The following is a 22855-nucleotide window of genomic DNA, read 5'->3' as shown; positions in this document are numbered from 1 at the left end:
ACCGCCGGAGCCCTGCGGGGAGCGTCACCCGGGGGTCCATTCTGTTACGTACGAGTAGTACCTATCCTCGCCGGAACGCATCGGAACCGTCGTCTTCCCCGGGTGGGCGCGAGTTTCGGGCGAGCGCCGGAGAGGGCACGATGAAGGCTGACACGCCCGCCCGATCCGGCCGGCAGCGTCGCACCTCGCCGTCCCGCCATCCGGGGTCCCTGGTGCGACCGCGGACGTGAGGCAGAGGTCGGGCACTCCCCGGCCACCGACGGACCAAGGCAGGGAGAACCCTTGACCGCGCAGAGCAACAAGGACGGCGAGGAAGCGCGTCGCGTGAGTGTCATCCGGGAGGGTCTCGCCGACCATCTCCCGGACATCGACCCGGAGGAGACGGCCGAGTGGCTGGAGTCCTTCGACGCGGTGCTCGACAACGTCGGCCAGCAGCGCGCCCGGTACCTGATGCTGACGATGCTGCAGCGGGCCCGTGAGAAGCACGTCGGCGTCCCGTCGCTGACCACCACGGACTACGTCAACACCATCCCCACCGACCGGGAGCCCTGGTTCCCGGGCGACGAGGAGACCGAGCGCGCCTACCGCCGCTGGATCCGGTGGAACGCGGCGATGACCGTGCACCGCGCGCAGCGGCCGGGGATCGGGGTCGGCGGGCACATCTCGTCCTACGCGTCGTCGTCGACGCTCTACGAGGTCGGCTTCAACCACTTCTTCCGCGGCAAGGACCACCCGGGCGGCGGCGACCAGGTCTACATCCAGGGCCACGCCTCCCCCGGCGTCTACGCCCGCGCGTTCCTCGAGGGCCGGCTGTCGGAGGACCGCCTCGACGGGTTCCGCCAGGAGCTCTCGCACGGCGGCGCCGGCGCGGGGCTGCCGTCCTACCCGCACCCGCGGCTGATGCCGGACTTCTGGGAGTTCCCCACGGTCTCGATGGGCATCGGGCCGATGAACGCGATCATGCAGGCGCGGTTCAACCGCTACCTGGGCGACCGGGGGTTCTCCGACACCCGTGACCAGCACGTCTGGGCGTTCCTCGGCGACGGCGAGATGGACGAGCCGGAGTCGCGCGGGCTGATCCACGTCGCGGCGAACGAGAACCTCGACAACCTGACCTTCGTCGTCAACTGCAACCTGCAGCGCCTCGACGGCCCGGTCCGCGGCAACGGCAAGATCGTGCAGGAGCTCGAGTCGTTCTTCCGCGGCGCCGGCTGGAACGTCATCAAGGTCGTGTGGGGCCGGGAGTGGGACTCCCTGCTGCACGCCGACGGCGACGGCGCGCTGATCAACCTGATGAACACCACGCCCGACGGCGACTACCAGACCTACAAGGCCAACGACGGCGCCTACGTCCGCGACCACTTCTTCGGCCGCGACCCGCGCACCAAGGCCATGGTCGACCAGATGAGCGACGCGGAGATCTGGAACCTCAAGCGCGGTGGCCACGACTACCGCAAGGTCCACGCCGCCTACGCCGCCGCGACCGCGCACCACGGCCAGCCGACCGTCATCCTCGCCAAGACCATCAAGGGGTACGGCCTGGGCTCGCACTTCGCGGGCCGCAACGCCACCCACCAGATGAAGAAGCTGACGCTCGACGACCTCAAGCAGTTCCGCGACCAGCAGCGGATCCCGATCTCGGACAAGCAGCTCGAGGCCGACCCGTACAAGCCGCCCTACTACCACCCCGGCGACGACGACCCGGCGATCCAGTACCTCAAGGAGCGCCGCACCCGTCTCGGTGGCCCCGTCCCGTCGCGGCGCACGAAGTCCACGCCGCTGGTGCTGCCCGGCGACAAGGTCTACGACTTCGTGAAGAAGGGCTCCGGCAAGCAGGAGGTCGCCACCACGATGGCGTTCGTCCGGCTGCTGCGTGAGCTGATCAAGGACAAGGAGATCGGCGCGCGCTTCGTGCCGATCATCCCGGACGAGGCCCGTACCTTCGGTATGGACTCGATGTTCCCGAGCCAGAAGATCTACAACCCGAAGGGCCAGAACTACACCTCGGTCGACGCCGAGCTGATGCTGGCCTACAAGGAGTCCGAGCAGGGCCAGATCCTGCACGAGGGCATCAACGAGGCCGGTTCGGTCGGCTCGTTCACCGCGGCGGGCACGTCCTACGCCACGCACGACGTGCCGATGATCCCGGTCTACATCTTCTACTCGATGTTCGGCTTCCAGCGGACCGGCGACTCGATCTGGGCCGCGGCCGACCAGATGAGCCGCGGGTTCCTCGTCGGCGCCACCGCGGGCCGCACGACGCTGACCGGTGAGGGCCTGCAGCACAACGACGGGCACTCGCTGCTGCTCGCCTCGACCAACCCCGCGGTCGTGTCCTACGACCCGGCGTTCTCCTACGAGGTCGCGCACATCGTCCAGGACGGCCTGCGCCGCATGGTCGGCGAGCACGCCGAGAACGTCATGTACTACCTGACGGTCTACAACGAGCCCTACGTCCAGCCGGCCGAGCCGGCCGGGGTGGACACCGAGGGCCTGCTGCGCGGCATGTACCGCTACGCCGAGGCCCCCGCGGGCGACGGCCCGGTCGTGCGGCTGCTGGCCTCCGGCGTCGCGGTGCCGTGGGCGGTGCAGGCCCAGCAGATGCTGGCCGACGAGTGGGACGTGCGCGCCGAGGTGTGGTCGGTGACGTCGTGGGGCGAGCTGCGCCGCGACGGCGTCGACGCCGAGCACCTCAACCTGCTGCACCCGGGCAACGAGCCCGTCGTGCCGTACGTGACCACGAAGCTGGGCGAGGGCGACAACGCCGACGCCCCGGTCGTCGCGGTCTCGGACTGGATGCGGGCCGTCCCGGACCAGATCCGCCAGTGGTCCCCGGCGCCGTTCCTGTCGCTGGGCACCGACGGGTTCGGCCTGTCCGACACCCGCCCGGCCGCGCGCCGTCACTTCGCCGTCGACGCCGAGTCGATCGTCGTCGGGGCGCTGTCGGCGCTGGCCAAGCAGGGCCTGGTCAAGACCGAGACCGCGGCCGAGGCCGCGGCCGGTTACAAGATCGACGACCCGCAGGCCGCAGGCCCGCAGATCGGCGACGGCGGAGCGGCCTGACCCGCCCCGCACGCCTCCGGCGGCCCGTCACCCTCGTCCGGGTGGCGGGCCGCCGGTGTGTGCACCCCTGCTGACCGGCCCGGATTTCGCCCTCCCCCACCGGCGCGGATCGCGATAGGCTCCGCTCGACGGGCGTGGCGTGATCGAGCCCACGTCCGTCCGGCCGGTGCGTGGACCGTGAACGTCGCCGGTCGACGGTCCCGGGGCGGGTGTCCCGGGCCGCAGGAACGAGGGAGCAAGAATGACAGAGGGCACCGTCAAGTGGTTCAACAGCGAGAAGGGCTACGGCTTCCTCGCTCCCGACGGTGGTGGCGCGGACGTGTTCGTGCACTACTCGGCGATCCAGAGCAACGGCTACAAGACCCTCGACGAGGGTCAGCGCGTGTCGTTCGACATCGAGCAGGGACAGAAGGGGCCGCAGGCCAGCGGCGTCACCCCGCTCTGAGCGACTCCCCGGCGAGCACGTCGCCCTGACCGCCCCGCGCGACCTCCCCGCGAGCGTCAGCCCGGGCCAAGGGCCCCGTGCATCTCCCACACCAGGACCTCCGCACCGTCGTCACCGGCGGTGATGCGGCGTGCCCCGTCGTCGACGAGCCGCGCCGCGTCCCCGACGGCCAGCGGTGCGTCCGCGGGGTCCTGGCCCTCCAGCCGCGCCGTCCCCCGTGCCGCGAACGCGTGCACGAACCGGGCGGCGGGCAGTTCCGCGGTGCCGTGCGGCCGTAGCCGGATCACCGTCAGCCCGGCCTGGTGCTGGCGCAGCGGCAGCAGCGTCGTGTCCCGGTGCCGGGTCAGCCCGGAGGCGAGCACGACCGTGGCGTCGTCGCGCGCATCGGGGGCGTCGCGGATCGCGTGCACGGGGTCGCCGCCCGGCTCGTCGGGTACGACCCACATCTGCACGAACCGCACGCCGCCCTCGGGCGTCGCGTGCTCGGAGTGCCGTACGCCCGCGCCCGCACCCAGGTACTGCGCCTGCCCCGGGTACACCCGCGCCGCCCGGCCGCTGCCGGAGTCGCGGTGCTCCAGCGCGCCGTCGAGCACCCAGGTGAGGATCTCGGTGTCGCGGTGCGGGTGCTCGTCGTAGCCCCGCCCGGCGACGACCCGGTCCTCGTTGTGCAGCAGCAACAGTCCGAAGTGGGTGTTCGCCGGGTCGTAGTGCGCGCCCGCGGAGAAGCTGTGCCGCGAGTCCAGCCAGCCGGTCTCCGTGCGGAAGCGCTCACCGGCACGCAGCACGGTCGGGACGTGGTCGCGTCGTGTGGAGGGGCTCATCGTCGTGTCATGCTGCCCGACGTGGGTCACCCGCCTGTCGCGGCCGCGACATTGCGCCGCCTCGAGCTCGCCTCGGGCGGGCTCGCGGCCGCCTGCCTGGCGGAGATGGAGCGCCGACGGCCGTGGTTCGCGCGGCTGCCCGCCGAGCAGCGCGCCGGCGTCGCCCTGGTGACCCAGACCGGCGTCGCGAGCTTCGTGGCCTGGGTACGCGAACCCGGCCGCACCACCCCACTGACCGCCGAGGCGTTCCGGACCGCGCCGCGCGACCTGGCCCGCCGGATCAGCCTGCGCCAGACCGTCGAGCTGGTGCGCATCGCCGTCGACGTGTTCGAGCAGCGGCTGCCCCCGCTGGCCGCCGACGAGCGGGAACGGCACGCGATCACCGATGCCGTGCTGCGCTTCGGGCGCGAGATCGCCTTCACCGCAGCCACCGTCTACGCCGGAGCCGCCGAGTCCCGCGGCGCCTGGGACGCCCGGCTGGAGGCCCTCGTCGTCGACGCCGTGCTGCGCGGCGAAGGCGACGCCGCGCTCGTCTCCCGGGCCGCGGCGCTGGGCTGGGACCCGGCCGCGCCGGTGCACTGCCTGGTCGGCAGCGTGCCCGGCTCCGGCCCGGAGTCGCCGCGGCTGATCGTCGAGCTTCGCCGGTCCGCCGGGCGCCTCGGGCACGACGTCCTGGTCGGCGCCCAGGGACGACGGCTGGTGGTCCTGCTGCACGCCACCGGCTCGGCCGGCCACGGCTCGGGCAGCGCCGCTTCCGGCGGCACCGGCGCGGGCGGCACGCCGTCCGGGGCCACGGCTTCCGGTGGCGCGGCTTCCGGGAACACGACTTCCGGGAGGACGGCTCAGCCGGGTACGGGCTCCGCCGACGCCGGGCCTGCCCTCGCCGGGATCGCCGAGCACTTCGGCCCGGGGCCCGTGGTCGCCGGGCCGCCGAGCGCCGACCTCGCCGGCGCGGGCCCCTCGGTCGCCGAGGCGCTCGCCGGGCTGGCCGCCGCGCCGGGCCGCCCGGATGCGCCACGTCCGGTCGGCGCCGCGGACCTGCTGCCCGAGCGCGCGCTGTGCGGTGACCCGACCGCGCGACGGCGGCTGGCCACCGAGATCCTCGGCCCGCTGCACGACGCGGGCGGCGAGCTGCTCGGCACACTGGCCGCATACCTGGAGGGCGGCGGGTCGCTGGAGGGCTGCGCGCGCACGCTCTACGTGCACCCCAACACCGTGCGGTACCGGCTGCGGCGGATCGCGGAGCTGACCGGTCGCGCCCCGACCGATGCGCGCGAGGCGTTCGTGCTGCGTGCGGCCCTGGTCGCCGACCGCGTCGACCGGGCCCGCGAGGTCACCGAGCCGGTCACCGCGACCGACGTACCCGGCCCGGGCTCCCCCGGTCCCGCCCCCGACACGACGCCGGGGCATGATCACGACGACGTCGCCGACCCCTTCGCCCACGCCGGACGAGGAGCGGACGGCATGTCGTGAACCCTACAAACAGCTGTCACTACGTACCGGTAACGAGGTGGCGGTCACAGCACCGCGTTGGAGGAAACCTCCAAACGGTCCGGACCGAAGTTCGTCGTTCCCGATATCCCGTCGTCGACCCCGAGAGGTGTGTGATGTCCCGGTGATCGCCCTGCTCGCGCCCGGCCAGGGGGCCCAGACCCCCGGCATGCTCAGCCCGTGGCTGGAGGACCCGGCCGCGGAGAAGGCCGTCGCCGGCTGGTCCGACGCCGTCGGCCTGGACCTGGTGCGCCTGGGCACCACCGCCGACGCCGAGGAGATCACCGACACCGCGGTCACCCAGCCCCTGATCGTGACCCTCGGACTGCTGGCCGCGCGCCGGCTGCGCGAGCGCGTCGAGCTGCCCGCGGACACCGTCGTCGCCGGGCACTCGATCGGCGAGCTGACCGCGGCCGCGATCGCCGGTGTCCTCACCGACGACGCCGCCGTAGCCCTGGCCGGGGTGCGCGGCCGCGAGATGGCCGCCGCCTGCGCCGTCGCGCCGACCTCGATGGCCGCCGTGCTCGGCGGCGACGAGGAGACCGTGCTCGCCCGGCTGTCCGAGCTCGGCCTGGACCCGGCCAACCGCAACGGTGCCGGGCAGATCGTCGCCGCGGGCGCGAAGGAGGCGATCACCGAGCTGGTCGCGTCCCCGCCCGAGGGCGCTCGGGTCAAGGAGCTGCCGGTCGCCGGTGCGTTCCACACCGCGCACATGGAGCCGGCGCGCTCGGCGATGGAGTCGCACGCGGCCTCGGTCGCCGTCGCCGACCCGGAGCTGACCCTGCTGTCCAATGCCGACGGTGACGCCGTGTCCTCCGGCGACGACGCGCTGCGCCGCCTGGTCGCGCAGGTGACCCGCCCGGTCCGCTGGGACTCCTGCATGGCCGCGCTCGGTGAGCGCGGCGTCGGCGCGACGATCGAGCTGCCCCCGGGCGCGACCCTGACCGGCCTGGTCAAGCGCGCGCTGAAGGGCACGCCGACCCTGGCACTGAAGACCCCCGACCAGCTCGACGCCGCGGCCGAGCTGGTCGCCGAGCACGGGAAGTGAGCCGCATGCAGCTCGCCACCGGCGCCCCGGGCGCCCGCATCCTGGGCATCGGCAGCTCCCAGCCCGAGCACGTCGTCACCAACGCCGACCTCGAGCAGCGTGTCGAGACCAGCGACGAGTGGATCCGCTCGCGGGTCGGGATCGCCGAGCGCCGCATCGCCGACGAGAAGACCTCGCTGCCCGACATGGCCTCCGAGGCTGGGCGCCGCGCGCTCGCCGATGCCGGCGTCGACCCGTCGCAGCTGGACGCGGTCGTCGTCGCGACCTGCACGATGCCCAACCCGATCCCGAACGCGGCCGCACAGATCGCCACCGCGGTCGGCGCCAACGGCGTCGCCGCGTTCGACCTGAACGCCGCCTGCGCCGGGTTCTGCTACGCCCTCGGCGTCGGCTCGGACATGATCCGCGCCGGCTCGACCCGGCACGTGCTGGTGATCGGCGCGGAGAAGCTGTCGGACTGGGTCGACTGGGACGACCGCTCGACCTGCATCATCTTCGCCGACGCCGCCGGCGCCGCCGTCCTCGGACCGGCCGCCTCCGACGACGAGGTGGGCGTCGGCCCGGTCAGCTGGGGCAGCGCGGGCGACCTCTCCCCCACCATCCGGGTGCTCGACGAGACCACGAACAAGCTCTTCCAGGAGGGCCAGTCGGTCTTCCGCTGGGCGACGACGGCGATCGCCCCCGTTGCGCTCGACGCGCTCGACCGGGCCGGGCTCACCCCCGCCGACGTCGACGTGCTGATCCCGCACCAGGCGAACCTGCGCATCGTCGAGGCGATCGCGAAGAAGCTGCGCCTCAAGGGCGCCCGGGAGGACATGGTCGTCGCCGACGACATCGTGACCTCCGGCAACACCTCGTCCGCGTCGATCCCCATGGCGTTGGACCACATGCGCGCGGCAGGCCGGGTACGGTCCGGCGACGTGCTGCTGCTCGTAGGCTTCGGCGCAGGCCTGTCCTACGCCGGACAGGTCGTCGTCTGCCCGTAACGGCGGACACCGACCTGACTGACACCGATCCCCACCTTTCCGAGGAGACACCGACCGTGGCTGACAACGCTGAGATCCTGTCCGGGCTTGCCGAGATCGTCGAGGAGGTCGCCGGCATCGACACCGCCGAGGTGACCCCCGAGAAGTCCTTCGTGGACGACCTCGACATCGACTCGCTGTCGATGGTCGAGATCGCCGTGCAGGCCGAGGACAAGTTCGGCGCGAAGATCCCGGACGACCAGCTGGCCGAGCTCAAGACCGTCGGCGACGCCGTCGACTTCATCGCCAAGCACCAGTGAGCCGCTCCGGCGGCAGCGCGTTCCGCGGGTCCGCCGGGAAGTAGGAGGAGACACCATGACCGACGGAGTGGTCGTCACCGGCTTCGGGGCCACCACCCCGCTCGGCGGGGACGCCGCCTCCACGTGGGAGGCGCTGCTCGCCGGGAAGTCCGGCGTGAGCACCACGCAGGCCGAGTGGGTCGAGAGGCTCGGCCTGCCGGTGCACATCTCCGCCCAGCTCGCGGTGGAGCCCACCGAGGTCATCCCGCGGGTCCAGGCCCGCCGGATGGACCGCTGCGAGCAGGTCGCGGTCGTCGCGGCCAGGGAGGCGTGGGAACACGCCGGTCTGGGCGCGGTCCCGGACGAGGACGGCGCCGTCGTCGACGGTGACCGGCTCGCGGTCGTGCTCGGCGCGGGGATCGGCGGCGCGCCGACCCTGCTCTCGCAGAACGACGTGCTGCAGGAGCAGGGGCTGCGCAAGGTCTCGCCGCTGACCGTCCCGATGCTCATGCCGAACGGGCCTGCCGCGATGGTCAGCCTGGAGTACAAGGCACGGGCCGGGGCGCACGCGCCCGCGTCGGCGTGCGCGACCGGCGCCGAGTCGATCGCGTGGGCCTACAAGATGCTCCGCGACGGCGACGCCGACGTGGTCATCGCGGGCGGTGCCGAGTCCTGCATCGTGCCGATCACCGTGGCCGGGTTCGTGCAGTCCCGCACGCTGTCCCAGCGCAACGACGACCCCGAGGGCGCCTCGCGGCCGTTCGACACGGGGCGCGACGGGTTCGTGCTCGGCGAGGGTGCCGGCGTGATGATCCTCGAGCGCGAGGAGTTCGCGAAGGCCCGCGGCGCCACGATCCACGGCCGGCTGGCCGGGATCGGGATGACCTCGGACGCGTACCACATCACCGGGCCCGACCCCGAGGGCGAGGGACAGATCCGGGCGATGCGCAAGGCGGTCGAGGTCGCCGGGCTGACGCCCGCCGACGTCACCCACGTCAACTGCCACGCCACCTCCACGGTGGTCGGCGACGTGGGCGAGACAGTGGCCGTACGCAACGCGCTCGGTGACCACCCGGTGCTCACCGCGCCGAAGTCGGCGCTCGGGCACCTGGTCGGCGGGGCCGGGGCGGTCGAGGGGATCATCGCGCTGCTGTCGGTGCGCGACGACGTCATCCCGGCCACCCGGAATCTCGTCGACAAGGATCCGAAGGTGGAGCTCGACGTGGTCGCCGGGGAGCCCCGCAAGACCACGGTGGACGCGGCGCTGAACAACTCGTTCGGTTTCGGCGGGCACAACGCCTCGCTGCTGTTCACCAAGGCCTGAGGCCTTCTCCGACCCGGCGGGGTCGGCGCGCTCCGCGGAGTGCGCCGGCCCCGCCGTCGTCGTTCACGGGTTCGGCGTTCGCCGGGTTCGGCGTTCGCGGGGTCGCGCGGTTCCGGTCAGCAGGGCCCGGCGGTCGACATCGACGCGGTGTCGCCTGCGCGGATCCGCGGCGGCGAGCCGGCCATCGGGTAGGTCGCGTACCAGCAGATCCGCCCGACCTGCAGCCCCGGCGGCCCGCTCTTCGGGTCCTGGGTGCTGACGAAGCGCACCAGCGCCAGCACTCCCCCGCCCTCGTCGGGGTCGATGCGGTCGATCCGGATGGTGCCGTCCTGAGTGGTCCCGACGCCGGCGAGCCACTCCTCGCGGCTCTGCTTCACCACCCGCTCCGGGTCGACGACCTGCGACCAGGTCGCGTGGTCACGCGTGTTGATCGCGTTGAAGTAGAGCTGCATACGGTCGCGCACCAGGGTGGCGGCGGGGTGCGCGGCCGCGTCGGCGCTCAGCACGACGTTCTGGTTGCCGGCTCCGGTGGCGGGCAGTCCCGGCGGTGCGGCGGCGGTCGTCGTCCCGCTCGGAGCGGAGTACGCGGACTTCCAGCCGACGCCGGCGACGATCCCCACGGCGACCAGCAGGACCGCGACGAGCGCCCACGCGCGGGCGCTCACTGTTCTGCTCCGTGCACGACCCCAGTCTGCCGGTCGGTCAGCCGACCTGGTGCAGCCAGGTCACCGGCGCGCCGTCACCGGCGAAGCGGAACGTCTCCAGCTCGTCGTCCCAGGCGGTGCCCAGGAGCTGGTCGATGCGCCGGGACAGGCCCGAGCCACCGGACTCGGCCATGACGGTGCGCAGCTGGTCCTCGCCCACGACGACGTCACCGTTGGCGCTGGTACGCCCGGTCCACATGCCGAGGCCCGGGACATGCATGAACCGCTCGCCGTCGACCCCGGGGCCGGGCTCCTCGGTCACCTCGAACCGCAGCATCGACCAGGCCCGCAGTGCTCCCGCGAGCGCGCCGCCGCTACCGGACGGCCCGACCCACGAGCACTCGGCCCGCATCTGCCCGGACGCCACCGGCTGCGGGGACCATTCGAGGGACACCCGTGTGCCGAGGACACCGGACAACGCCCACTCGACGTGCGGACAGACCGCAGTCGGCGACGAGTGGACGAAAACCACCCCGCGTGTGCTCACTGCTACCTCCGCTACGTCGACGAGGATCGTCTTCCCCTACGTCCTCGCGACTGTCGGCGTCGGTTGCGTGTGTCACATGGGGCTGCTGTGGCGCATGTGGCAGATTCTGCGGTGGGCCTCCGCGGGTCGGGGAGCGAATGTGGGTCCACTCTGCCGTATCGGGCGACGACCGGCCAGCCCGACACGTCGACCGTGTGCGCCGTGCACGGCGTGTCGCGACCCGGCGCGCGGGTCGCGGGGTGTAGATGATCACTCCACCGTCGGAGGGTCACCCGTACGAGTGATGCGATCACGCAGCGGACACGGACGGCGCAGGTGAATCGTAGATGACCCGGATCGTTCAGCCGGTGAACACGGTTTCGCCGTAGCGCTCCCTGAAGGTCGCGACGACGTCGTCGAGCGGTAGGTCGTGGAACGTGCCGCGGTCGCGCTCGTGGCTCGGGAGATGCTCGCCGGTGCCCTCGCGGGTGTGGACGAGGGCGTCGGCGCGGCCGTCGAACGGGACCGGGTCGACGCCGGCGCGGGCGCACTGCTCGGCGTCGAACGCGGGGGTGGCCCGCACCCACCGGCCGTCCAGCCACAGCGCGACCCAGCCGTGCCAGAAGAACAGCTCCTGCTCGCCAGGCTGCTCGCGCAGCGGCGTGGCGCCGGGGTGGTCGCGGACGCCGGGGTTGTTGCGGACGCCGGGGTTGTTGCGGACGCCGGGGTGGTTACGGACGTCGGAGAAGCCGAGCCGGGCCGGGATCCCGGCGGCGCGCGCCGCGGCGGTCAGCAGGACCGCCTTCGGCACGCACCAGTGCGACGACGCGGCCGCGACCCGGCTCGCCCGGTAGGCGTCCGGGTCGGTGGTGATCCGGGTCGGGTCGTAACGGACGCCGTCGCGCACGGCGTCGAACACGGCCACGGCGCGAGCAACAGGGGTGGCGCGCTCCGCTGCGGCGGCCCCGCCGCAGGCGCGTTCCGCGAACGCCAGGACGGCCGGGGCGTCGGAGTCGACGAACCGGGCCGGGGCGAGGTCACGGTCGGTCGGTTCGGGCTCGGCATCCAATGGCACGGCGATCGGGCCGGGGATCGGCCGGGGCGGATCGACCATCTGCAGTCCTCTCCGGGATCCGGTGCGGTACAGGGTGTTCGTCCGCGGGGCGGGAAGCGGTTCGGCCGTTCGGGCACCTGATGTCCGGGTTGCGCGCCCGGACCGCCCGCCCGGCCGTGCGGGTGTCCGGCGGCCGGGGTGTCCGGCGGCCGGGGTGTCCGGCGGCCGGGGTGTCCAGCTGCGCGGCCCGCCTGTTGCCCGGTTGCCCACAACCGCACGCTCCGCCACCGTCGACGTCGGAATGGTCACGCTGCGCCGATCACAGTCGGACACTCCATCCGATCCGGGGACAGCTCGACCCCCCGGAGGGTGGTGCGGTCTCCGCTAACGTCACCGCGCAACGATCGGTCGTACTCACCTCCGCGTCCCGGACGGTGCGCACCGGCCGAGGGTTCGACGGACGTGACGAGAGGGGTCGGTGACCGCCGCGGCGGCGCCGGCAGGGGAGGGCGCACACGATGGGTACCGGCATTCCGGAACAACGCCCCGGGCAGGATGCGCCGTTCCTCACCGTGGCCGAGGTGGCCGAGCGGATGCGCGTCTCCCGGATGACGGTGTACCGGCTGGTGCACTCCGGGGAGCTACCGGCGGTCAGGTTCGGACGTTCATTCCGGGTCCCGCCCGACGCCGTGGAGGGACTGATCGAGTCGGCCCGGTTCACCGCGGGCTGAGCGCGCGGGCCGGGCCGCCGCGGCACGCGCCGGAACCGGGGGTGGCCTCCGTCCGGTGTGGCCCGCCAGAATCGGCCGGGATGAGCAGCCCGACTCCGACCGACCCGACGAGCACCGCCACCGACCTGGTCCCGGCCCTGGTACGGATCGGCCAGCAGCCGTCGCAGATCCGGTGGTTCCGGGTCCTGCCCCGCACCGGCGAGTGGGTCAACTTCGCCCCGCCCGGCGTCCCGCGTGACGACTACGAGGTCGACTGGGTCCTGCACTACTCGATGGACCCCGCCGACGATCCCGAGGACCTCCCCGACGTGACGACCGAGATCTGCCTGGTGGAGCCGGAGTAGCCCGTTGCTCGGCGGCGTCGGCCGCTGCTCAGTAGCCGTAGGTGCGCACGGCAGCGACGTCCGCGCCGCCGCGACGCTCGGCGAGCAGCGCCTCGAGCACGGCCCGCTCGTGCGGCACGGTCTCGGCCGGCAGCGCGTCGAGCGGGAACCAGTCCAGTCCTGCGCTGCGGTCGGGTTCCCTCGTGTGCGGCTCGCCGGTCCAGCGCCGGCAGGTGAAGAAGAAGTCGACGCGCTCGTCGAGCGGGTCGCCGGTGGCGAGGGTGCGGTGCACCGCGGTCAGCGGGACCAGGTCGGCCGGGTCGACGGTCACGCCGATCTCCTCGGCGGCCTCGCGCACGGCGGCGGCGACCGCGCCCTCCCCCGCCTCGACGTGCCCGGCCGCGGCGGCGGCCCAGTGGCCGTCCATGAAGCCGGTGTTCGCGCGGAGCTGGAGCAGGACCTCCTCGGCATCCGGCCCACCCGGCTGCGCCGGGCGCAGCAACAGGACGTACGACGCCGGGACCAGCTGGTAGCGATCGGTCACCCGGCGACCCTACGGCGCAACACCGGGGTAACCGGATCCCCCTACCGTCCGTGCGATGACCGTCCGCGAGCCCCGGAGCAGGCGGGTCTCGGACCGCCTGGGGGTCGTGCCGCAGCGCGGCTCCGACCTGCGGTTCCGGACCGTGCACGGCTACCGGCGCGCGTTCCGGGTGGCCGGGGCCGGGGAGGCCGTGGTCCTGGTGCACGGGATCGGGGACAGCTCGGCGACCTGGGAGGCGGTGATCCCGGCGCTGGCCCGCGGCCACCTGGTCATCGCGCCGGACCTGCTCGGGCACGGGCACTCCGACAAGCCGCGCGCCGACTACTCCGTGGCCGCCTACGCCAACGGCATCCGCGACCTGCTCGGTGTGCTCGGCATCGGCCGGGCGACGCTGGTGGGGCACTCGCTCGGCGGCGGTGTCGCGATGCAGTTCGCCTACCAGTTCCCCGAACGCACCGAGCGGCTCGTGCTCGTCGACTCCGGAGGGGCGGGACCGGAGGTGACCGCGCTGCTGCGGGCGGTCAGCCTCCCCGGTGCCCAGGCGCTGCTCGCGGCCCTGCGGCTGCCCGGGGTGCGATGGCAGACCGGGCTGGTCGTCGAGACGCTGCGGCTGCTGGGCACCGACCTCGGCCAGGACGCGGTGGACCTGCTGCGGGTCGTCGACGCGCTGCCGGACGCGACGTCGCGGGCGGCGTTCATCCGGACCCTGCGGGCCGTCGTCGACTGGCGCGGGCAGGTCGTGACGATGCTCGACCGCTGCTACCTGACCCGGGGGATGCCGACGCTGCTGGTCTGGGGCGCCCGCGACGCCGTCGTGCCGGTGGAACACGCCTGGACCGCGCACCGGGCCATGCCGGGCAGCCGGCTGGAGGTGTTCGACGACGCCGGGCACTTCCCGTTCCACACCGACCCGGCCCGGTTCGTGGGGGTGCTGGAGGAGTTCCTGGGCTCCACCGAACCGGCCCGGTGGAGCCCCGAGCAGTGGCGTCAGCTGCTGCGCTGCCCGGCGCCGGTGCAGCTGCCGGGCCCGGTGTCGGCCACCTAGCCTCACCGGGACCGGGGTGCCACGCCGCCGGCTCGCCGGGCCGGCCCCGCGACGCCGACGGGGCGGCACCGGAGATCCGGTACCGCCCCGTGGCGTCGCGCGTGGGTCAGCTGCAGCCGCTGGTGGAGCCGCAGCCCTCGCAGAGGTAGCAGGACCCGGACGGGCGCATCTTCGTCCCGCAGGTCATGCACAGCGGAGCGTCCGCGGCCTTGCCCAGCCGGAGCTCGAGCAGCTCGGTGGAGCTGCCGACCTCGACCGGGGCCGGGGCGACGCCGGCCTCCTCGTGCTTCTCCTCGGTGGACGGGACCGTCGAGCGGAACTCCTCCATGTCGAGGCTCTCGGAACCGGCGTAGTCGTTGGCGACCTGGGCGGTCCGCTCGTCGGCGGAGAAGATGCCCAGCTGGGCCCGCTTCTCGTACGGCAGGTGGTCGAGCGCCAGGCGCCGGAACAGGTAGTCCAGCACCGAGGTGGCGATCCGGACGTCCGGGTCGTCGGTCATCCCCGCCGGCTCGAAGCGCAGGTTGGAGAACTTCGAGACGTAGAACTCCAGCGGGATGCCGTACTGCAGGCCGACCGATATCGACATGGAGAAGGCGTCCATGACACCGGCGAGCGTGGAGCCCTGCTTGCCGAGCTTCACGAAGATCTCGCCGAGGCCGTCGTCGGGGTAGGACCCGGCGGTCAGGTAGCCCTCGGCCCCGCCGACGGTGAACGACACGGTCTGGCTCGGGCGCTTCTTGGGCAGCCGCTTGCGGACCGGGCGCTGCTCGACGACGACCTGCTTCTCCGGCTCGGCACCGTCGGCGGCCGTCTTCTCACCGGAGCCGCCCTTGCCCGCCGACAGCGGCTGGCCGACCTTGCAGTTGTCGCGGTAGATCGCGAGCGCCTTCAGGCCGAGCCGCCAGCCCTCGAGGTAGATCCGCTCGACGTCCTCGACGGTGGCCCGCTCGGGCATGTTCACCGTCTTGGAGATCGCACCGGACAGGAACGGCTGCGCGGCGGCCATCATGCGGACGTGGCCCATCGGGGCGATCGACCGCTCCCCCATGGCGCAGTCGAACACCTCGTAGTGCTCGGGCTTCATGCCCGGCGCGTCGACGACGTGGCCGTACTCGGCGACGTACTCGACGATCGCCTCGGCCTGCTCGGCCGGGTAACCGAGGTTGTCCAGCGCGCGGCGCACGGACTGGTTGACGATCTGCATGGAGCCGCCGCCGACCAGCTTCTTGAACTTGACCAGCGCCAGGTCCGGCTCGATGCCGGTCGTGTCGCAGTCCATCATCAGGCCGATGGTGCCGGTGGGCGCCAGCACCGAGGCCTGCGCGTTGCGCCAGCCCTCGGCGTCGCCGATCTGCTGGCACTGCTTCCAGACCTGGGTGGCCAGGGTCTGGATCGGCGCCGACGCGGCGTAGTGCCGGATCTGGTCGTTCGCCGCGGCGTGCTTGCGGATGACCCGCTGGTGGGCCTCGGCGTTGCGGGCGTAGCCCTCGTAGGGGCCGACGACACCGGCGAGCTCGGCGGAGCGCTTGTAGGCGGCACCGGTCATCAGCGAGGTGATGGCGCCTGCCAGGGCACGGCCGCCCTCGGAGTCGTACGCGTGCCCGGTCGCCATGAGCAGCGCGCCCAGGTTGGCGTAGCCGATGCCCAGCTGGCGGAACTTCCGCGTGGTGTCCGCGATCGGGTCGGTCGGGAAGTCCGCGAAGCAGATGGAGATGTCCATCGCGGTGATGATCAGCTCGACGGCCTTCGCGAAGGTCTCGGCGTCGAACGTGTCGTCGGCGTCGAGGAACTTCAGCAGGTTCAGCGAGGCCAGGTTGCAGCTGGAGTTGTCCAGGTGCATGTACTCCGAGCACGGGTTCGACGCGCTGATCCGCCCGGACTCCGGGCAGGTGTGCCAGTCGTTGATCGTGCCGTCGTACTGGATGCCGGGGTCGGCGCAGTTCCAGGCGGCGGTGGCGATCTCCCGGAACAGCTTGCGGCCGTCGATGCGGTCGATGACCTCACCGGTCATCCGGGCGCGCAGCCCGAACTCGGTGCCCTCCTCGACCGAGCGCATGAACTCGTCGTTCACGCGGACCGAGTTGTTCGCGTTCTGGTACTGCACCGAGGTGATGTCGGAGCCGCCCAGGTCCATGTCGAAGCCCGCGTCGCGCAGGACGCGGATCTTCGCCTCCTCCTGGGCCTTGGTCTCGACGAACTCCTCGATGTCGGGGTGGTCGACGTCGAGCACGACCATCTTCGCCGCGCGCCGGGTGGCGCCACCGGACTTGATGGTGCCCGCGGACGCGTCGGCACCGCGCATGAACGAGACCGGGCCCGAGGCGGTGCCGCCGGAGGACAGCAGCTCCTTCGACGACCGGATGCGGGACAGGTTCAGGCCGGCACCGGAGCCGCCCTTGAAGATCAGGCCCTCCTCGCGATACCAGTTCAGGATCGACTCCATGGTGTCGTCGACCGAGAGGATGAAGCAGGCGCTGACCTGCTGCGGGCTGGCGGTGCCGACGTTGAACCACACCGGCGAGTTGAAGCTGAACACCTGGTGCAGCAGCATCCAGGTGAGCTCATGGTCGAAGATCTCGGCGTCGGCCTCGGTGGCGAAGTAGCCGTGCTCGATACCGGCTCGGCGGTAGGTGCCGACGACCCGGTCGATCAGCTGACGCAGGCTCGACTCGCGGGTTGCGCTGCCCACGGCGCCGCGGAAGTACTTGCTGGTGACGATGTTGGTGGCGTTCACCGACCAGGACGACGGGAACTCCACGCCGCGCTGCTCGAAGTTGACCGTCCCGTCGCGCCAGTTCGTCATGACGACGTCGCGGCGCTCCCACTCCACCTCGTCGTAGGGGTGGACGCCCTCGGTGGTGAAGACGCGCTGCACGGGCAGGCCGCGGCGCTTGGCGCCGGCCTTGCCCCGGTTGCGCGCGGTCTTCGCCGGCGCGTCCGCGCCGTCCGCTCCGGTGGTCGGGCCCCCGACGGTCTCGGTCATGAACTTCCTCCGCACATCCGACATGTCGTGTTGTGTCCGCGCGCTGGGGTGCGCGGACGACGGGCGGCGACGTGCGCCACCCGCTCCCCCGTCCTGCTCGTGTGACCTCGCCCGCGGGTGCGTCACGCACGGCGGGCGGGGCCACGGTCAGCCGTCGGGTGGGCCGGCCTCGTCGTCGGCTGCTTCCCCGGCAGCCGCCGAACGCAGGTCGGCGATCTCCTTCTCGAAGTCCTCGATGGACGAGAACGACCGGTAGACGCTCGCGAACCTCAGGTAGGCGACCTCGTCGAGCTCCCGCAGCGGGCCCAGGATCGCCAGGCCGACCTCGTGGCTGGGGATCTCGGCCGCACCGTTGGCGCGCACCGCCTCCTCGACCTTGTGCGCGAGCTGCTGCAGGTCGTCCTCGTCGACCGGCCTGCCCTGGCACGCGCGCCGCACCCCGCCGACGACCTTGTGCCGGCTGAAGGGTTCGGTCACCCCGCTGCGCTTGACGACGGCGAGCACGGCCTCCTCGACCGTGGTGAACCGCCGCTGGCAGGAGGTGCAGGACCGGCGACGGCGGGTGCAGGTCCCGTCCTCGGTGGTCCGCGAGTCGATGACGCGGGAGTCCGGGCAGCGGCAGAACGGGCACTTCACAGCGCGCGCACCCCTTTCCCCGACGGCGACCGGTCACCGGTCTGTTGCGTGGTCCACTCCCCATCTCTGGGCGAACGACACCACTGTAACCCCCACATGTAGGGGCCACCATCGCCGGGCAACCCCACATCACGGCTTCGCCCGATCGTGCGGAGCAGCCTCGCACACCGTGTCCGAGGCCCGGCCGGGCCCGGTCGATCATGGACACGTGCATATCCGCTGATCAGACCGGGAGGCCCCGCCGGACCGACCGCCGGACGTCCGCGTCCGGTCGCGCCGGGCGGCGTCCCCCGTCGGGGACATGCGGCACGACCGCGCCGGGCGGCACCGGCGTGTCGCGGCCCCGCGCGCCGCCTGCGAGAGGCCCGGGCACGGCCCCGGCAGCGGCCCGCAGCGCCTCAGCGACCGTCGAGCACGCTCGCCGCGGGCGCACCCGGCACGTCGTGCGCCGCGGCGGTGTTCCAGCCGTGCGCGGAGTCGCCGAGCAGGCCGAGCACGACGACAGCCGTGGCCGAGGCCAGCGCGGTCGCCACCCCGACCAGGACCCGCTCACCGCGGCCGGCCGCCCGCCGCGACACCGGACGCAGGCGCGGCCGCGCCACACAGGCCCGCCCGGCCGGTCGCACCGCACGCAGCACCGGTGGCCCCACCGGCACCGCCGGGACGGCCACGCCCGCCGAGCCATCGGCACGCGACGCGTGCAGCGCACGGCCCGCGGGGTGCCGGTCCGAACCGAGCGGACGCCGGGGCGGCACCGGACGCAGCGGGGTGACAACCGCACCCCGCCCCTGCGACGCCCCCTCGGGGACCTGCGACGCAGGCACACCCGGCGCCGGCCCGGCGGTCCGCGGCACGCCCCACGGCGCCGCGACGGGCGCGTCCGGGCAGCTCACCGAGCGCAGCCCGGTGGACGCCCGCTGCGCGGCGAGGCCACGGCCCGCACGGCCGGCGGCCCCGCCGCACGGCCGCACCCGTGCTCGTGTGCGCCGACCGGCGACCCGCTCCGCGGACCGGCCACCGGCCCACCGACTCACCTCGAGCTCCGGCATGTCTCCTCCTGCTGGTCTCCGGCCGCCGCCCGGGGACGGGCGGCCGTGTCGCCGTCGGTCGCCCGGCCGGGCGTCGACGTGGGCCCGGCCGGCGACCCTTCCCCGGGGTCGTCGAACGAGCGTGCGAGCTGTGTAGCAGCGCCCACCGACAGGAATGACGTCTCCGCTGGTGGGAGCACCCGCGGACCCGATCGGAACCTCCGGTCTCCGCGGGCGGCACCCCGGCCGGGACCCCGCGTACGGAACCCCCGGCCGGAGTGGCCACATGATCGATCGAACCGGTGTTCGATCGAACGCTCGTGCGATGTTGTACCACCGGAGCCGGTACCGTGGCACGACACGCCGGTACACCGTTCGAACGAATGTTTGGCGCTCGGGCCGTTTACCGCTAGTGTTCGAGGCGGTACACCTGAGGAGGCGAAGTTCCATGGCAGGCGACGAGGCAGGCGGGTCCCGCGGCGGGCCCGCCGGGGCCGTGTCCGCAGAGGCCCGGGGGGCCGTGTCGGCGGAGGTCCGGCAGCTCCACGACCCGGACCTCGCGAAGCTGACCCCGCGGCAGCGGAAGGTCCTGAAGGTCATCCGCGAGTGGGTCGAGCGCTACGGCTACCCGCCGAGCGTCCGCGAGATCGGCGACGCGGTGGGACTGACCTCCACGTCGTCGGTGCACCACCAGCTGCGGACCCTGGAGCGCAAGGGCTTCCTGCGGCGCGACCCGAACCGCACGCGTGCGGTCGACGTGCGCAGCCCCGACACCGGCTCCGCAGACGGCTCGGCAGACACCGAGGCGTCGCGGTCCGAGCACCCTGCGCCGGCGTTCGTCCCGCTCATCGGTGACATCGCGGCCGGCGGGCCGATCCTGGCCGAGCAGGCCGTGCAGGACGTGTTCCCACTCCCCCGCGAGATCGTCGGCGAGGGCACCCTCTTCCTGCTCAACGTCAAGGGCGACTCGATGGTGAACGCCGCCATCACCGACGGCGACTGGGTGGTCGTCCGGCAGCAGCCCGTGGCCGAGCAGGGCGAGGTCGTCGCGGCGATGATCGACGGCGAGGCGACGGTGAAGACGTTCCGCCGCAAGGACGGTCACATCTGGCTGATGCCGGCGAACGACGCCTACGAGCCCATCCCGGGCGACGACGCGTCGATCCTCGGACGGGTCGTGGCGGTCCTGCGCCGGCTCTGAGCCCCCGGTCAGCGGGGCGGGCGGGTACGGCGCGTCCGGAACCACGTCTGCGCCAGCATGGCGGCGATCCCGGCCAGCGCCACCGCCGTGACGGCCGCGACCCCGGTCGTGGCCGCGGACCAGCCGGAGACGGCGACGTCCGGTGCGGCAGGCGGCTGGGCGAGCACCGGTGCGCCCGGTCCGGTCGCCACGGCCACCGCCCCGGGCACCGTCCGGATCGCCGCGTGCTCGAGCCCGCGCTCCTCGCCGCCCGAGTGCAGCGTCCCGCGAGCATCCAGGGCGAGCGCCTCCCCCTGCGGCTCGTCGGGCAGTGGCACCGGCGTCGGCGCCCCACGCAGCGCCGTGACCAGCGCGTCCGCCGTCGCCGGCCCCTCGGCAGGCAGCCGGAACAGCCACGCGTCGGTGTAGGTCCGCAGCCCGACCACCCGGCCGGACGCACCCCGCGGTGACAGCGCGCCACCGGTGACCGTACGGCTGCCCGCGACGCCGAGCGGACCGCCACCGGTCTCCGACCAGGGCAGCACGACCTCCGCGGCGCGGACCAGCGGCACCGGCGCGCTCCCGGCGCGACCGGATGCGGTCAGCGGACCCGCCGTCCGGTACACCCCCGCGGCGCCGGTGGTCTTGTCGACGATCAGCGGTACGCCGTCGTCGGAGACCACCAGGGCCTCGGCGTCGCGCGGGCCGTCCGGGTAACGCAGGTCGTAGACCCGCGGAGGGCCGGAGACCGGCAGCCCGACCAGCCGCACCGTGGCACGGCGGACGGCGTTGTCGCCGGTGTCGGCGAGCCAGAGCGTGCCGTCCGGCCCGAGCGCGAGGTCCTCCACGTCGGTCACCGGGACCGGCACGGTCCGCTCACCGGTGACCGCGCAGCTGCGCGGGTCGACCGAGAACACCCGGGCCGTACCCCCGCCGTCGACGATCGCGCGGTACCCCTGGGTACCGGACGGGTCCACGACCAGGCCGGACAGCTCGTCGAGCCGGGAGTCGTCGACGGTGCAGCCGGGTTGCGGCGCGGCCGCCGCACCGGTGCCCACCGCGGCCGGCAGCACCATCGGGGCCGGCACGGCCGCCGCCGGTACGACAGCGGCCGGCAGAGGCCCGAACACCGCGACCGCCACCACCGACGCGGCGAGTGCGGCCGGCACCGCGGGGCGGGGCCGGAGGCTCAGCGCCCGGCCGCCGTCGCGGGAAGGTCGGGGTCGGCAGGGGCAACGGGCCCGGCGGCATCGGCCGTACGCGCGGAGCCGGTGGTGTCGCCGGAGAGCTCCGCCGGGGCGGAACCCGCCACCGCGTACGGCAGGACCGCGGTCCCCAGCTCCGGGCCGACGCGGGCACGCAGCCGGGTGCCGTCGCCGACGTAGTCCTCGGCGAGGACCTCGCCCTCCTGGTGCAGCCGTGCCACCAGCGCACCCTCGGTGTAGGGCAGCAGCAGGTCGACCTCGTACTCCGGGCGCGGCAGCTCGTCGGCGATCCGCTCGCGCAGCTTCTCGACGCCGGCGCCGCTGTGCGCGGAGACGAACACCGCGCCGGTCTGGGCGTGCCGCAGCCGGGCCAGCGCGAGATCCCCGGCGGCGTCGGTCTTGTTGATCACGAGGAGCTCCGGGGGCATCGTCTCGCCGGACTCCTCCCCGATCTCGACGAGCACCTTCCGGACCGCGGCGATCTGCTCGTCGGGCAGCGGGTCCGAGCCGTCGACGACGTGCACGAGCAGGTCCGCCTGGGCGGCCTCCTCCAGCGTCGACCGGAACGCCTCGACGAGCTGGTGCGGCAGGTGCCGCACGAACCCGACGGTGTCGGTGAGGGTGTAGGCGCGGCCGTCCTCGGTCTCGGCCTTGCGCGTGGTCGGGTCCAGGGTCGCGAACAGCGCGTCCTGGACGAGGACACCGGCGTCGGTGAGCCGGTTGAGCAGGCTGGACTTGCCGGAGTTGGTGTAGCCGACGATCGCCACGGACGGCACGTCGTAGCGCCTGCGGTTGCCGCGCTGGGTGTCGCGGACCTGGCGCATCGCCCCGATCTCGCGGCGCAGCTTGCTCATCCGCGCGCGGATCCGGCGGCGGTCCAGCTCGATCTTCGTCTCACCGGGGCCACGGCCACCGATACCGACACCGCCCGCGGCGCGGCCACCCACCTGCCGGGACAGCGTCTCGCCCCAGCCACGCAGCCGCGGCAACAGGTAGGACAGCTGGGCCAGCTCGACCTGGGCCTTGCCGTCCCGGGAGCGGGCGTGCTGGGCGAAGATGTCGAGGATCAGCGCGGTCCGGTCGATGACCTTGACCTTGAGCCGCTCCTCCAGCTGGCGGAGCTGGCCGGGCGAGAGCTCGCCGTCGCAGATCACGGTGTCGGCGCCGGTGGCCTGCACGGTGCCGCGCAGCTCCTCGACCTTGCCCGAGCCGATGAACGTCGCCGGATCCGGCGAGGTCCGGCGCTGCACGAGCCCGTCGAGCACCGTCGACCCGGCGGTCTCGGCGAGGCGGGCGAGCTCGGTCAGCGAGTTGTCGGCCTGCTCGGCCGTGCCCTCGGTCCACACCCCGACGAGTACGACGCGTTCGAGCTGGAGCTTCCGGTACTCGACCTCGGTGATATCGGTGAGCTCGGTGGACAGCCCGGTGATGCGGCGGAGCGAGGAGCGCTCCTCGAGGTCGAGGTCACCGGTGGAAGGCAGGCGGGCATCAGTCATCGTG

The 22855-nt window shown here is 73.4% G+C and carries 21 protein-coding genes; 11 read left to right on the top strand and 10 right to left on the bottom strand.

What is annotated here, in order from left to right:
* The first annotated feature begins 282 nt into the window (after positions 1 to 282).
* Positions 283 to 3063, top strand: a complete 2781-nt coding sequence (aceE, locus tag ACLE50_RS21945; protein WP_410945509.1) for a pyruvate dehydrogenase (acetyl-transferring), homodimeric type — start codon at positions 283 to 285, stop codon at positions 3061 to 3063.
* A 241-nt stretch (positions 3064 to 3304) separates the two neighbouring features.
* On the top strand, positions 3305 to 3508 hold the full coding sequence (locus ACLE50_RS21940) for a cold-shock protein (protein WP_410945508.1): 204 nt from the start codon (positions 3305 to 3307) through the stop codon (positions 3506 to 3508).
* A 56-nt stretch (positions 3509 to 3564) separates the two neighbouring features.
* Here ACLE50_RS21940 and ACLE50_RS21935 read toward each other — a convergent pair whose 3' ends face one another.
* The gene (locus ACLE50_RS21935) at positions 3565 to 4329 is read right to left on the bottom strand and encodes a pirin family protein (RefSeq protein ID WP_410945507.1); all 765 of its coding nucleotides are present in this window, start codon (positions 4327 to 4329) and stop codon (positions 3565 to 3567) included.
* A 9-nt stretch (positions 4330 to 4338) separates the two neighbouring features.
* On the opposite strand from ACLE50_RS21935, the gene ACLE50_RS21930 reads away from it, so the two are divergent.
* From ACLE50_RS21930 to ACLE50_RS21910, 5 genes are all read left to right on the top strand, one after another.
* A complete protein-coding gene (locus ACLE50_RS21930; RefSeq protein WP_410945506.1) occupies positions 4339 to 5802 on the top strand; it encodes a PucR family transcriptional regulator in 1464 nt (487 codons plus the stop codon).
* Positions 5803 to 5944: 142 nt separating this feature from the next.
* The gene (locus tag ACLE50_RS21925) at positions 5945 to 6868 is read left to right on the top strand and encodes an ACP S-malonyltransferase (protein WP_410945505.1); all 924 of its coding nucleotides are present in this window, start codon (positions 5945 to 5947) and stop codon (positions 6866 to 6868) included.
* A 5-nt stretch (positions 6869 to 6873) separates the two neighbouring features.
* Complete coding sequence (locus ACLE50_RS21920) at positions 6874 to 7854, top strand: beta-ketoacyl-ACP synthase III (RefSeq protein WP_410945517.1); 981 nt, start codon at positions 6874 to 6876, stop codon at positions 7852 to 7854.
* A gap of 56 nt (positions 7855 to 7910) precedes the next feature.
* Positions 7911 to 8153: an acyl carrier protein gene (locus tag ACLE50_RS21915; RefSeq protein ID WP_010231572.1), complete on the top strand. Its 243-nt coding sequence runs from the start codon at positions 7911 to 7913 to the stop codon at positions 8151 to 8153.
* A 55-nt stretch (positions 8154 to 8208) separates the two neighbouring features.
* Complete coding sequence (locus tag ACLE50_RS21910; protein ID WP_410945504.1) at positions 8209 to 9456, top strand: beta-ketoacyl-[acyl-carrier-protein] synthase family protein; 1248 nt, start codon at positions 8209 to 8211, stop codon at positions 9454 to 9456.
* Positions 9457 to 9572: 116 nt separating this feature from the next.
* On the opposite strand, the gene ACLE50_RS21905 is transcribed toward ACLE50_RS21910, so the two are convergent.
* From ACLE50_RS21905 to ACLE50_RS21895, 3 genes are all read right to left on the bottom strand, one after another.
* Positions 9573 to 10121, bottom strand: coding sequence for a hypothetical protein (locus ACLE50_RS21905; RefSeq protein WP_410945503.1), 549 nt, complete (start codon positions 10119 to 10121; stop codon positions 9573 to 9575).
* Between the two features lie 37 nt (positions 10122 to 10158).
* Positions 10159 to 10647 carry a DUF3145 domain-containing protein gene (locus ACLE50_RS21900; protein ID WP_410945502.1) on the bottom strand — a complete coding sequence of 163 codons (489 nt, stop codon included), beginning with the start codon at positions 10645 to 10647 and terminating at the stop codon, positions 10159 to 10161.
* 340 nt (positions 10648 to 10987) lie between these two features.
* A complete protein-coding gene (locus ACLE50_RS21895) occupies positions 10988 to 11740 on the bottom strand; it encodes a transglutaminase-like domain-containing protein (RefSeq protein WP_410945501.1) in 753 nt (250 codons plus the stop codon).
* A 458-nt stretch (positions 11741 to 12198) separates the two neighbouring features.
* Here ACLE50_RS21895 and ACLE50_RS21890 point away from each other — a divergent pair, with 458 nt between their 5' ends.
* Together ACLE50_RS21890 and ACLE50_RS21885 are read left to right on the top strand one after the other, a co-directional pair.
* Positions 12199 to 12411 carry a helix-turn-helix domain-containing protein gene (locus tag ACLE50_RS21890; RefSeq protein ID WP_410945500.1) on the top strand — a complete coding sequence of 71 codons (213 nt, stop codon included), beginning with the start codon at positions 12199 to 12201 and terminating at the stop codon, positions 12409 to 12411.
* 80 nt (positions 12412 to 12491) lie between these two features.
* Positions 12492 to 12755, top strand: coding sequence for a hypothetical protein (locus tag ACLE50_RS21885; protein ID WP_410945499.1), 264 nt, complete (start codon positions 12492 to 12494; stop codon positions 12753 to 12755).
* 28 nt (positions 12756 to 12783) lie between these two features.
* Here ACLE50_RS21885 and ACLE50_RS21880 read toward each other — a convergent pair whose 3' ends face one another.
* Positions 12784 to 13278 (bottom strand): NUDIX domain-containing protein, encoded by a 495-nt coding sequence (locus ACLE50_RS21880; protein ID WP_410945498.1) that lies wholly within the window; start codon positions 13276 to 13278, stop codon positions 12784 to 12786.
* A 55-nt stretch (positions 13279 to 13333) separates the two neighbouring features.
* On the opposite strand from ACLE50_RS21880, the gene ACLE50_RS21875 reads away from it, so the two are divergent.
* Positions 13334 to 14323, top strand: coding sequence for an alpha/beta fold hydrolase (locus ACLE50_RS21875; protein WP_410945497.1), 990 nt, complete (start codon positions 13334 to 13336; stop codon positions 14321 to 14323).
* 106 nt (positions 14324 to 14429) lie between these two features.
* Here the strand turns inward: ACLE50_RS21875 and ACLE50_RS21870 are convergent, their stop codons facing one another.
* The 3 genes from ACLE50_RS21870 to ACLE50_RS21860 form a co-directional block, all read right to left on the bottom strand.
* Entirely contained in the window at positions 14430 to 17306 is a 2877-nt protein-coding gene (locus ACLE50_RS21870) for a vitamin B12-dependent ribonucleotide reductase (RefSeq protein ID WP_410945496.1), read from the bottom strand.
* 147 nt (positions 17307 to 17453) lie between these two features.
* A complete protein-coding gene (gene nrdR, locus ACLE50_RS21865) occupies positions 17454 to 17942 on the bottom strand; it encodes a transcriptional regulator NrdR (protein WP_410945495.1) in 489 nt (162 codons plus the stop codon).
* Between the two features lie 398 nt (positions 17943 to 18340).
* Complete coding sequence (locus tag ACLE50_RS21860) at positions 18341 to 18991, bottom strand: hypothetical protein (RefSeq protein ID WP_410945494.1); 651 nt, start codon at positions 18989 to 18991, stop codon at positions 18341 to 18343.
* Positions 18992 to 19418: 427 nt separating this feature from the next.
* Here ACLE50_RS21860 and lexA point away from each other — a divergent pair, with 427 nt between their 5' ends.
* Positions 19419 to 20171: a transcriptional repressor LexA gene (lexA, locus tag ACLE50_RS21855; RefSeq protein ID WP_410945493.1), complete on the top strand. Its 753-nt coding sequence runs from the start codon at positions 19419 to 19421 to the stop codon at positions 20169 to 20171.
* Between the two features lie 8 nt (positions 20172 to 20179).
* Here lexA and ACLE50_RS21850 read toward each other — a convergent pair whose 3' ends face one another.
* Together ACLE50_RS21850 and hflX are read right to left on the bottom strand one after the other, a co-directional pair.
* A complete protein-coding gene (locus ACLE50_RS21850; RefSeq protein ID WP_410945492.1) occupies positions 20180 to 21238 on the bottom strand; it encodes an SdiA-regulated/phytase-like domain-containing protein in 1059 nt (352 codons plus the stop codon).
* A gap of 101 nt (positions 21239 to 21339) precedes the next feature.
* The gene (gene hflX / locus ACLE50_RS21845; protein WP_410945491.1) at positions 21340 to 22851 is read right to left on the bottom strand and encodes a GTPase HflX; all 1512 of its coding nucleotides are present in this window, start codon (positions 22849 to 22851) and stop codon (positions 21340 to 21342) included.
* Between the last annotated feature and the right edge of the window lie 4 nt (positions 22852 to 22855).

Source organism: Pseudonocardia phyllosphaerae (genome assembly GCF_046546475.1).
GTDB lineage: Bacteria > Actinomycetota > Actinomycetes > Mycobacteriales > Pseudonocardiaceae > Pseudonocardia > Pseudonocardia phyllosphaerae.
Note: the sequence above shows the minus strand (reverse complement) of the source record. Positions and strands in the feature narration are given on the sequence as shown.

What these genes read in the sequence shown, in the direction of transcription:
- ACLE50_RS21940 (WP_410945508.1), top strand. Translation starts at nt 3,305, where the DNA reads ATGACAGAGGGCACCGTCAAGTGGTTCAACAGCGAGAAGGGCTACGGC.
- ACLE50_RS21935 (WP_410945507.1), bottom strand. Translation starts at nt 4,329, where the DNA reads ATGAGCCCCTCCACACGACGCGACCACGTCCCGACCGTGCTGCGTGCC.
- ACLE50_RS21930 (WP_410945506.1), top strand. Translation starts at nt 4,339, where the DNA reads ATGCTGCCCGACGTGGGTCACCCGCCTGTCGCGGCCGCGACATTGCGC.
- ACLE50_RS21920 (WP_410945517.1), top strand. Translation starts at nt 6,874, where the DNA reads ATGCAGCTCGCCACCGGCGCCCCGGGCGCCCGCATCCTGGGCATCGGC.
- ACLE50_RS21910 (WP_410945504.1), top strand. Translation starts at nt 8,209, where the DNA reads ATGACCGACGGAGTGGTCGTCACCGGCTTCGGGGCCACCACCCCGCTC.
- ACLE50_RS21895 (WP_410945501.1), bottom strand. Translation starts at nt 11,740, where the DNA reads ATGGTCGATCCGCCCCGGCCGATCCCCGGCCCGATCGCCGTGCCATTG.
- ACLE50_RS21890 (WP_410945500.1), top strand. Translation starts at nt 12,199, where the DNA reads ATGGGTACCGGCATTCCGGAACAACGCCCCGGGCAGGATGCGCCGTTC.
- ACLE50_RS21885 (WP_410945499.1), top strand. Translation starts at nt 12,492, where the DNA reads ATGAGCAGCCCGACTCCGACCGACCCGACGAGCACCGCCACCGACCTG.
- ACLE50_RS21875 (WP_410945497.1), top strand. Translation starts at nt 13,334, where the DNA reads ATGACCGTCCGCGAGCCCCGGAGCAGGCGGGTCTCGGACCGCCTGGGG.
- ACLE50_RS21870 (WP_410945496.1), bottom strand. Translation starts at nt 17,306, where the DNA reads ATGACCGAGACCGTCGGGGGCCCGACCACCGGAGCGGACGGCGCGGAC.
- ACLE50_RS21860 (WP_410945494.1), bottom strand. Translation starts at nt 18,991, where the DNA reads ATGCCGGAGCTCGAGGTGAGTCGGTGGGCCGGTGGCCGGTCCGCGGAG.
- lexA (WP_410945493.1), top strand. Translation starts at nt 19,419, where the DNA reads ATGGCAGGCGACGAGGCAGGCGGGTCCCGCGGCGGGCCCGCCGGGGCC.
- hflX (WP_410945491.1), bottom strand. Translation starts at nt 22,851, where the DNA reads ATGACTGATGCCCGCCTGCCTTCCACCGGTGACCTCGACCTCGAGGAG.